Source organism: Caulobacter sp. 10L414, assembly GCF_056395525.1.
Map to the genome: position 1 here is coordinate 1 of NZ_JBFTJR010000107.1, position 8,970 is coordinate 8,970.

At 70.7% G+C, this 8,970-nt stretch carries 5 protein-coding genes; 2 read left to right on the forward strand and 3 right to left on the reverse strand.

Annotated elements, in window-relative coordinates:
* Positions 1-82: 82 nt before the first annotated feature.
* The 3 genes from AC1DCG_RS24510 to AC1DCG_RS24520 all read right to left on the reverse strand — a co-directional run bounded on the left by AC1DCG_RS24510 (position 83) and on the right by AC1DCG_RS24520 (position 6,647).
* A complete protein-coding gene (locus AC1DCG_RS24510; RefSeq protein ID WP_477041729.1) occupies positions 83-2,323 on the reverse strand; it encodes a sensor histidine kinase in 2,241 nt (746 codons plus the stop codon).
* Positions 2,324-2,597: 274 nt separating this feature from the next.
* On the reverse strand, positions 2,598-4,040 hold the full coding sequence (locus tag AC1DCG_RS24515; RefSeq protein WP_477028807.1) for a DEAD/DEAH box helicase: 1,443 nt from the start codon (positions 4,038-4,040) through the stop codon (positions 2,598-2,600).
* A gap of 417 nt (positions 4,041-4,457) precedes the next feature.
* Positions 4,458-6,647, reverse strand: coding sequence for a putative bifunctional diguanylate cyclase/phosphodiesterase (locus AC1DCG_RS24520; RefSeq protein WP_477028808.1), 2,190 nt, complete (start codon positions 6,645-6,647; stop codon positions 4,458-4,460).
* 296 nt (positions 6,648-6,943) lie between these two features.
* Between AC1DCG_RS24520 and AC1DCG_RS24525 the strand changes: the two genes are divergently transcribed.
* The gene (locus AC1DCG_RS24525) at positions 6,944-7,831 is read left to right on the forward strand and encodes an EamA family transporter (protein WP_477028809.1); all 888 of its coding nucleotides are present in this window, start codon (positions 6,944-6,946) and stop codon (positions 7,829-7,831) included.
* 58 nt (positions 7,832-7,889) lie between these two features.
* Positions 7,890-8,924, forward strand: a complete 1,035-nt coding sequence (locus AC1DCG_RS24530) for a beta-eliminating lyase-related protein (RefSeq protein ID WP_477037243.1) — start codon at positions 7,890-7,892, stop codon at positions 8,922-8,924.
* Positions 8,925-8,970: the final 46 nt, after the last annotated feature.

An 8,970-nucleotide genomic window follows, 5' to 3' on the forward strand; every position in this document is an offset into this window, starting at 1 on the left:
TCCCCCAGAGGGGGAGGATCTATYGCGCCAAGATGCTCCCCCTTTTGGGGGAGCTGTCGCGGAGCGACTGAGGGGGCTTACGCTAGCAGTCCAGCAGCGCGGTGATCGAGCACTCCACGCCCTCGGGGCGGAAGTCGATGCGGGCCTCGCCGGAAAGTTCCGAGGCCAGGCCGCGCTCGATCAGGCGCGAACCGAAGCCGCGCCGCGTGGGGGCGACCACCGGCGGGCCGCCGCTTTCGCTCCAGCGCAGCGACAGGCGCGGCACGCCGCTGTAGTCGACGCTCCAGCTGATCGTCACCTGGCCGCCCTGGCGCGACAGGGCCCCGTACTTCACCGCGTTGGTGGCCAGTTCGTGCAGGGCCATCGACAGCGACAGGGCCGGGCGCGGCGACAGCCGCACCGACGGACCGTCCAGCACGAAGCGGCCCTCGCCGCCGTGCAGGGCCACCAGCCGGTCGACCACGTCCAGCAGGTCGGCGCCTTCCCAGTTCTCGCGGGTCAGCACGTCGTGCGCCTCGGACAGGGCGATGATCCGGGCGGTGAAGGCCTCCTGCGCGGCCGGCAGCGAGCGGGCGGCGTGGAAGGTCTGGCCGGCGATGGCCTGGATCGTCGCCAGCGAGTTCTTCACCCGGTGGTTCAGCTCGTTGACCAGCAGCCGCAGATGCAGCTCGGCGCGCTTGCGGTCGGTGATGTTGACGGTGGTGCCGATCATCCGCACCGGCTTGCCGTCGGCGTCGAAGAAGGCCTTGCCCTTGGCCGCCAGCCAGCGCTCGACCCCGTCCTCGCGGCCGATCACCCGGAACTCGACGTCGTAGTCGGCGCGGATGCGGCCATCCAGGGTGCGGCGCAGGGCCTCGCGCACCTCGTCGCGGTCGGCGCGGTGCAGGTTGGTGTAGAAGTCGTCGCGCACGACCGGCGTGCCCGGGGCGACGCCGAACATCGCGTAGCAGCGGTCCGACCAGGTCAGCACGTCGTTGCGGATGTCGAGGTCCCAGGTGCCGACGTCGGCGGCCTCGATGGCCAGGCGCAGGGTCTCTTCCTGCGAGACCAGCTTGCGGGCGGCCTCCTTGCGCTCGGTGACGTCCGAGCCGACGCCGACGAAGCGCACGCAGGCGCCGCGCTCGAAATAGGCGCGCCCGAACACCTCGATCCAGCGCAGCGCGCCGTCCGACGGGCGCACGATGCGGTACTCGATGTTGATCAGCCCGTCGCCGGCGGGGTCGGTGGCGGCGGTCACGGCGGCCAGCACGCCGTCCACGTCGTCGGGATGCAGCAGGTCGATGAAGCCCTGGAAGTCCTGCGGGCCAGGCTCGGGCACGCCGAACATCTGGCACGAGCGCTGGTCCCAGTAGCGCTGGCCGGTGCTGGGATTGTGGTCCCAGCGGCCCATGCCGGCGGCTTCCATGGCGATGTCGCGGTCGAGGCGGGCTTCCAGGAGCTCGCTTTCCATCCGCTTGCGCTCGGTGATGTCGAAGACGACGCCGGCGTTGCGGTCGGCCTGGCCGGCCGCGTCGAGATAGCAATGGCCGCTGGCCGCGACCCAGCGCACCGAGCCGTCGGCCTGGACCAGGCGATACTCGTCGGCGAACGCGCCGCCGGTCTGCATCGCCGCCAGGGCGATGTCGCGCACCCGCTCGCGGTCCTCGTCGTGCACGGCCGGCGTGAAGCGCTGGGCCGGCAGGCCCAGGGAGGCGAAGGCCGGATCCACCTGGTGCAGGCTGGCGTAGCGGGCGTCGCAATAGACCTTGTTGGCCTTGATGTCCCACTCCCAGGCGCCGACGCCGCCGGCGGCCTCCAGGGCCATGTTGTAGCGAGCCTGGGTGTCGCGCAGTTCCTTCTCGGTCTCGACCGCGCCGGTCACCTCGACGGCCGAGATCAGCACCCCGCCGACGCCGGTGGGGGCGGTCTCGTCGGGCACGGGGCTGTAGCTGACGGCGAAGTGGGCCAGCCGCGCGTCGCCGGCCTCGCGCTCGACCTGCAGCGGCATGCGCTCCAGGGCGTAGCCGCCGCTCTGGCCCGACAGGATGTCCTGGTGGATGCCCAGCAGGGTGGCGCGGAAGGCGTCGGAATGCTGGGTGAACGGCCGGCCCAGCGCGTCGGGATGACGCTCGCGCAGCGAGGGCGCGTAGGCGTCGTTGTAGATCAGGATCAGGTCCTGCCCCCAGCGCAGGGCCATGGGGAAGTTGGTGGCCATCAGCATGTCGACGGCCAGGCGCAGGCTCGGCGACCACGCGTCGCGCGGACCCAGCGGGGTCTTCGACCAATCGAAAGCCTTCACGCGCGCGGCCATTTCCCCGCCGGCCAGGCGCGTGAACGCAGGCAAGCTCCGCCCTTCGCCCTGCGGCATGGCGTTTTGTCCCTCCCACCGGCTCCCCTAAAGCCGGGTCCGGGCGAACAATGATCCGAGGGCCAAAGCGGTTGCAAGGGCGCAGCGCCACCCCTGCGCGCAAGCGTCGCAGTTCGCTCGGCCCAGGGCTGCGGTTTTCGCCGCCGGGGCGAGCCGGCTCGACCCTGGGGCGGCGCCGGTTCGGCGGGCCGGCGCAGAAAAAAGGCCGCCTCGGAGGAGGCGGCCTTTCCTTGGTTGGAGCAGGGGCTCCTTAGTCGATGGGGCTCCAGCGGGTCTCGACCTGCTGCACGCCGCGCTTGGGGCCGCGGAAGTCGCCGCCGCCGGCGGCCGCCTTACCCTGGCCTTGACCGCCGCCCTTGCCGCGACCGCCGTTGCGGCCGTCGCCACGACCCTGGGCCTGCTGGCCGCCGCCTTGGCCGCCCTTGCCCTGGCCGCCGCCGTTACGGTTGCGCTTGCGGCGCAGTTCCGAGGGGACGTTGTTGCGCGGGTCGGCCTTGCGCGGGTCGACGTACTTTTCGGCTGGGGCCAGCTTGTCGGCGACGGCCGCCGCGGCCGCCAGGGCCTTGTCGTTGCGTCGGTCGAAGGACGGGATCTTCTGGCGGGTGGCCTTCTCGATGTCCTTCAGCAGGCTGCGCTCGTCGTCGCAGCAGAAGCTGATGGCCACGCCGTCCTTGCCCTTGCGGGCGGTGCGGCCGATCCGGTGGACATAGGCCTCCGGCACGTTGGGCAGCTCGTAGTTGAAGACGTGGCTGATGTCGTTGACGTCGATGCCGCGGGCGGCGATGTCGGTCGCCACCAGGGCCTTGACCTCGCCGGCCTTGAAGGCGGCGAGGGCGCGCTCGCGCTGGCCCTGCGTCTTGTCGCCGTGGATCGAGGCGCTCTCGATGCCGGCGGCGGTCAGGTACTTGGCCACGCGGTCGGCGCCGCGCTTGGTGCGGGTGAAGACGATCGAGCGCTCGACGTTCTTGTCGGCCAGCAGTTCGGCCAGCAGCGGACGCTTGCGCTGGGCTTCGACGTAGATCAGCGACTGGTCGATGCGCTCGACCGTGGTCGCCTGCGGGGTGATCGAGACCGAGGCCGGGTTCTTCAGCAGTTCGCCGGCCAGCTTGCCGATCTCGCCCGGCATGGTGGCCGAGAAGAACAGGTTCTGGCGGTCCTTGGGCAGCTGGCTGGCGATCTTGCGGATCGGCACCACGAAGCCGAGGTCGAGCATCTGGTCGGCCTCGTCGAGGACGAAGATCTCGACGCCGCCCAGGGTGGCGCTCTTTTCGCCCAGGTGGTCCATCAGGCGGCCCGGGGTGGCGACGACGACGTCGACGCCGGCGGCCAGGGCGCGCATCTGCGGGCCGTACTTCACGCCGCCGAAGATGGTGGCGACCGACAGGCCCAGGTGAGCGGCGTAGGCCTTGAAGTTGTCGGCGATCTGGGTGGCCAGTTCGCGGGTCGGCGAGAGCACCAGGCAGCGGAAGCCGCGGCGCGGGGCCGGACGGCGGTCTTCGGCCAGGCGGTGCAGGATCGGCAGGGCGAAGGCGGCGGTCTTGCCGGTGCCGGTCTGGGCGATGCCCAGCAGGTCGCGGCCCTTCATGACGATCGGGATGGCCTGGGCCTGGATCGGGGTGGGCTGGGTGTAGCCCTTGTCGGCCAGGGCCTTGAGGATCGGCTTGGCCAGGCCAAGGTCGGTGAATTGAGTCACTGCGGACGTATCTTTCAAACGGTCGCGAGACGGCGCGCGCGGTCCTCGCACGGCTCGCCTGGCGGCGGGTCGGTGGGGAGCGCCCCGCGTGATACGGGCGGTCTATGAGAAGCTTTCAAGGCGCTCGACAGGCTGAACCGAAAAGGGTTCGTCACGCGGCTGGAGCACCGATAGCGCCGACTGGCGCGAGGCTCATATCGTATATCGCAAGTGCGAAGTCAAGGGCCGGGCCTTGAGGGGCAAGGGTTTGCGGAGGTTGATGCGGCTGGAGCATAAGGAACCTCCCCCTCTGGGGGAGGCGGCCGGAGGCCGGTGGGGGGACGTTCTCAGCTGCCGCAGACGTCGCCGATCTCGCAATCACTCCCCCCACCGATCGCTTCGCGATCACCTCCCCCAGAGGGGGAGGTTCCTTCAGGGTCAGCCCACGGCCCTGTGGGGCGCGCTGGCCGTTTCGGCGGGCTTGTTTGTCGAAAACGCCACCACGTCCGACAGCCCGCGCGGCGCCGTCTCCACCCCCAGCAGGGCCGCGATCTCGACCGCGGGCTTGGGGCGGCTGATGAAGTAGCCCTGGATCTCGCCGCAGCCCTGGCGGCGCAGTTCGTGCAGCTGTTCCTCGGACTCCACCCCCTCGGCGGTGGTGGTGATGCCCAGGCTGGCGCCCAGGTCGAGCACGGCCTTGATGATCGCCAGGGCGTCGGCGTCGTCGAGGATGTCGCGCACGAAGGTCTGGTCGATCTTGATCTTGTCGAACGGGAAGCTGCGCAGGTAGCTCAGCGACGAATAGCCCGTGCCGAAGTCGTCCATCGAGATGCGCACGCCCAGCGCCTTCAGGTCGTGCAGGATGGCCATGTTCGAGGCGCTGTCCTGCAGCAGCACGCTTTCGGTGATCTCGAGCTCCAGGCGCTCGGCGGCCAGGCCCGAGGCGGCCAGGGCCTGGACGACGGTGGCGGCCAGGCGTCGGTCGCGGAACTGGGCGGGCGAGAGGTTCACCGCCAGGCGCACGTGCTGCGGCCAGCGGGCGGCCTCGTCGCAGGCGGCGCGCAGCACCCAGTCGCCCAGGGCGCCGATCAGGCCGATCTCTTCGGCCAGCGGGATGAACTCGCCGGGCGAGACCATGCCCCGCTCGGGGTGGAACCAGCGCAGCAGGGCCTCGCAGCCGGTGACGCGGTCGGCCTCCAGGTCGAACAGCGGCTGGTAGAACAGTTCGAACTGGCCCTCGCTGAGCGCCTTGCGCAGATCCAGCTCCAGGGCGCGGCGGGCCTGCAGCTGCTCGTCCATGGCCCGCTCGAAGAAGTGGAAGGTGCCCTTGCCGTCGGCCTTGGCGCGGTAGAGGGCCATGTCGGCCTTCTTCAGCAGCTCGTCGCAGTCCAGGCCGTCGTCGGGCGAGACGGCGACGCCGACGCTGCCGCCGATCACCACCTGGTGGCCCAGGAGATCGAACGGCGCCTCCAGGGCCTCGACGATGCGGGCGGCCAGGCGCGTGGCGCCCGAAAGATCGGTCAGGCCCATCTGCACGACGGCGAACTCGTCGCCGCCCAGGCGGGCCACGGTGTCGCCCTCGCGCACGCAGGCCCGCAGGCGCTCGGCGGCGGCCTTGAGCAACGCGTCGCCGACCGGGTGGCCGAGGGTGTCGTTGACCACCTTGAAGCGGTCCAGGTCGACGCAGTGCACGGCCACCAGGTCCTCGCGYCGCGCGGCGCGGGCCAGGGCGTCGGAAAGGTCCTTGTGGAACAGCAGCCGGTTGGGCAGCTCGGTCAGCGGGTCGTAGTGGGCCAGGCGCGCGATCTGGGCCTCGGCCCGCTTGCGCTCGGCGATGTCTTCCGAGACGCCCAGCAGGTATTCGGGGCGGCCCTCGGCGTCGAGGATGGCGATCTTCTTGGTGCGCAGGATGGCGGTCGTGCCGTCCTTGCGGGGGATCAGGTCCTCCTCGATGACCTTGACCTCGCCCGAGCGCACCACCTCGGCGTCGCGGGCGTGATAGATCGCCGCCTGCACGGGATCGAAGAACTCGGCGTCGGTGCGGCCGATCATCTCCTGGCGCGAATAGCCCAGGATCTTCTCACCGGCGCGGTTGAGCAGCACGTAGCTCTGGTCCGAAGCGCGCTTGACGAACACCATCGACGGGATGGACTCGACGACGGCGGTCATGAAGGTGCGGGCGCGCTCCTCGTCGGCCTTGGCCGCGGCCAGGGCGTCGAGGTTGCGGCGGTTGGTCTCGCTGGCGGCCTGCAGCAGGCCGATCACCGTGCCCACGCCCAGATAGCGCCCGCCGTCGGTGACGATGAAGCCGCGCAGCAGGTCGCTGGCCCGGTAGGACAGGCTGTCGTTGGTGAAGGCGGCCAGCTCGACGTCGGCCTCGACGACCAGCGGCTGGTTGTCCATCAGCACTTCGATCGGGCGATTGGCGTAGAGGGCGCGGCCGTACTCGGCGGCCATGCGCAGGAAGAAGGCGTTGCGCTCGACCAGGCCCACGGGACGGTCGTCGGCGTCGAGCACCGGGATGATCAGGGTGTCGGGCTCCTCACGGAACCGCTCGTACAAGGTCTTGCCCAGGTCTTCCGCCCTGGCCGGGGCCAGGGAAGAAACCGTGTCGCGCAAGGTGAACATCGGAATACGCCTCCACTCGCGAGGGTGAATGGCGGTTTCACACCTAACGAGGTGCTAAACTTGACCGTGCGGGCGTCGGGTTTCGCGAAAACTTCACGGCCGCGTCACAGTGATTTCGGCCGTGTTTACTGTGGCCCGGAAGGCCGAATACTCAGTAGGCAGATGAAATGGCGGCGGGCCTGCTCGGCCGCGACACCGCCGTCAGGGCGCGGGCGTCCGGACAAAAATGGGCCGGGAGGCGGTTTCCTCCCCGGGCCCCAAGGCCTAGTTAGGGCGCCGTTCGAGGAGTGCCCGCCATGCCCAGTTCCCTGCCGCTTCGCCATTTCCTGCTGGCCCTGGCGGTGGTGGCGGTGTGGGGCACCAACTTCGTGGTCATCCGCCAGGCGCTGAACCACCTGCCGCCGCTGACCTTCGCGACGCTGCGCTTCACCCTGGTGCTGCTGCCGCTGGTGTTCTTCGTGAAGAAGCCGGCGGTGTCGTGGCTCAATCTGGCCGGCTACGGCTTGCTGATCGGGGCGGGGCAGTTCGGACTGCTGTTCGTGGCCATGAAGGGCCACATCTCGCCGGGCCTGGCCTCGCTGATCCTGCAGACCCAGGTGTTCTTCACCATCGCGCTGGCCATGCAGATCAACCGCGAGCGGGTAAAGGGCTTCCAGGTCGCAGCCCTGCTGCTGGCMGTCGCCGGCATCGCGATCATCGCCCTGCACGGCGGCGGCTCGGCCACGCCGCTGGGCGTGGCGCTGGGCCTGCTGGCGGCGCTGAGCTGGGGCTGCGGCAACATCGTCGCGCGCCAGGCCGGGCCGGTGAACATGCTGGGCTATGTGGTCTGGGCCAGCCTGTTCTCGATCCCGCCGCTGCTGGGCATGGCCCTGTGGCTGGAAGGCTGGCCGGCCATGGTCAGGGGCGTGGTCGGCGCGGATCTCGGCACCTGGCTGGCGGTGGTCTGGCAGGCGGTGGGCAACACCATGTTCGGCTACGGCGCCTGGGGCTGGCTCCTGGCCCGCCACCCGGCCGCGACCATCACGCCGATGGCCCTGCTGGTGCCGGTGTTCGGCATGAGCGCCTCGGCCCTGCTGCTGGGCGAGGGCCTGCCGGCCTGGAAGCTGATGGCGGCGGGCCTGGTCCTGGCCGGCCTGGCGGTCAACATGCTGTGGCCGAGGATCCGGGCGCTGCGAGCGGCTTGATCGCGGGGCGAAAGCCCGGCATCGAGGCGGCCTGTCTTCCTTGCCGAGTGATCCGCCCATGGCCCGCTACGACTTCGCCTCCGACAACGTCGCCGGCGCCATGCCCGAGGTGATGGAGGCGCTGCTGGCGGCCAACGCCGGCACGGCGTCGGGCTATGGGACCGACCATGTCAGCCAGGCGGCCGGCGACCGGATCCGCGCGGCGCTGGACGCCGACGCCGAGGTCAAGTTCATGCCGTCGGGCACGGCGGCCAACGCCTTCGCCCTGACCCTGCTGGCTTCGCCGCACGAGGCGGTGCTAGCCCATGAGCACGCCCACATCTGCACCGACGAGACCGGCGCGCCGGGCTTCTTCGGCCAGGGCGTGGGGCTGATCGGCCTGCCGGGCGCGTCGGGCAAGATCGAGGGCGCGGCGCTGCAGGCGGCCCTGGCCGAGCCCGACGTCTCCTACCGCCAGCCGGCCGCGGCCCTGTCGCTGACCACGGCCACCGAGTACGGCACGGTCTATTCGGAGGCGGCCCTCAAGGCGCTGATCGATCCGGTGAAGGCCAAGGGCTACGGCGTGCACCTGGACGGCGCGCGGCTGGCCAACGCCGTGGCGGCGGGTTTCGACCTGAAGGCGGTCAAGCGCCTGGGCGTCGACATTCTGGTGATGGGCGGCACCAAGGCCGGCTCCACCCCGACCGAGGCGGTGGTGTTCCTCAACCCCGCCCATCGCCGCCGGCTGGACGCGCGGATCAAGCACGCGGGCCAACTGGTCTCCAAGGGCCGGTTCCTGGCCGCCCCTTGGTTGGGGCTGCTGGGCGAGGATGGCGACACCGGCCCCTGGGCGGCCCGCGCCGCCCACGCCAACGCCATGGCCCGCAAGCTGGCCGAGCTGATGCCCTATCCGATCGCCCACCCGGTCGAGGCCAACGGGATCTTCGTGACCATGAGCGACGCGGCCCTGGAGTTGCTGCGCGGCGAGGGCTGGTTCGTCTACCGCTTCCTCGACGGCTCGGCCCGGTTCATGTGCTCGTGGGCGACGACGAGCGAGATGGTCGAGGACCTGGGCGCGGCGCTGAAGCGGGTGGCGGCGGTGGAGGGGGCGTGACCCCCCCTCCGGCCCTTCGGGCCACCTCCCCCAGAGGGGGAGGATC

What these genes read in the sequence shown, in the direction of transcription:
- AC1DCG_RS24530 (WP_477037243.1), top strand. Translation starts at nt 7,890, where the DNA reads ATGGCCCGCTACGACTTCGCCTCCGACAACGTCGCCGGCGCCATGCCC.